The 1,263-nt window shown below is 71.6% G+C and carries 2 protein-coding genes; both read right to left on the bottom strand.

The window, feature by feature from the left end; translation table 11 throughout:
* Window positions 1-170, bottom strand: a 170-nt coding sequence (locus tag G6019_RS13595; protein ID WP_182627805.1) for a tRNA (adenosine(37)-N6)-threonylcarbamoyltransferase complex ATPase subunit type 1 TsaE, incomplete at its 3' end; no start/stop codon positions are given.
* On the bottom strand, window positions 167-1,263 hold a 1,097-nt coding region (locus G6019_RS13590; RefSeq protein WP_182612621.1), incomplete at its 5' end, for an alpha/beta fold hydrolase. The genes G6019_RS13595 and G6019_RS13590, both read right to left, overlap by 4 nt.

Genomic DNA, 1,263 nt, shown 5'->3' with positions numbered 1-1,263 from the left:
ACGCCCAGCCCGGCGGCGATCCCGGCGGTGAGTGCGGTCTTGCCTGCACCGAGGGGCCCGTCGAGGACCACCACGTCGCCGGCCCCCAGCAGTGCCGCGAGTTCCACGCCGAGCTGACGCGTGTCCTCCACGGTGGGGAGGGTCCGCGCCCCCGGTACCCCGATCGTCACGACGCCGTGCTTCGGCGCCCCGGCGGCCCGTGCGTGCGTGCGCGCCACTCGACGACGGCGTCCGCGATCAGGTCACCGAGCACCTCCGACACGTGCGCGGGCTCCTCCAGCATCACCATGTGACCGGCTCCGGGGACCACCACGAACTCGGCGTCCGGCAACGCCTCGGCGATGTCCACCGAGCGGTCCAGGGGGGTGAGCAGGTCGCGGTCTCCGCACAACACCGTGGTCCGTACGTCCCGCAGCACGGGGACGGCCGCGGACTCGTCGTGCTGGGTGAGGGTCTCGAAGAAGTTCGCGATGGTCAGCATGTCCGTCGAGGCGATGAGCTTGTCGACGAACCGCGCGACGGTCGGGCTCATCTTGGCCGGGTCGCCGAACGAGCCGCCATAGATGAACGGGGAGATGACGGCCCCGAGGGCCTTGCGGCTGCTGGTGAACACCCCCGGCGTGCGGCCGGCCAGGCCCACGAACCTGCTGACGGCCCGGCTGTCGAGTACGGCACCCAGGCCCGACTCGGACAGTTCCGCCATCGCGGTGGCGACCAACCCCACACCGAGCACCCGATCGCGGACCGCCTCGGAGTGACGGGCCGCATAGCCCAGCACCGTCATCCCCCCCATGGAATGCCCGATCGCCACGATCGGGCCGGTCGGGGCGGTGGCCGAGATCACCGAGTTGAGGTCGGCCGCCAACTGGGCGATCGTCGAGTTCTCGCGTGAGCTCTTCCCGCTGAGCCCGTGACCACGCTGATCGTAGAAGACCAACCGGACCTCGGATCCGAACCGGTCCTGGAGGTGTCGACGCTGGAAGTGCCAGGAATCCATCGACAGCGTGTAGCCGTGGGCGAACACCACGGTCATCGGCGCGTCAGTCGGGCCGGCCTCACGCACCGCGAGCGGGACCCCGTCCGAAGCGGCGACCATCGAACCCCGGTCGACCCCGAGCTCCCACATGTCCTCTCCGGCCCACGGGTCGCTCGCCCGGCGCCCGGGTAGGAGGGTGCCGACGGATCCGATCGTCGCCGCGCCGAGCGCGCTCAGCCCCGCGGCGAGCCCTCCGGGGGTCCGGATCTGCTCGTCGACGGCCTCGG

The sequence above is a fragment of the Dietzia sp. DQ12-76 genome, from assembly GCF_014145045.1.
Classification (GTDB): Bacteria; Actinomycetota; Actinomycetes; order Mycobacteriales; family Mycobacteriaceae; genus Dietzia.
The sequence above is the reverse complement of the archived record's forward strand: the minus strand, read 5'-3'. Positions and strand labels throughout refer to the sequence as shown.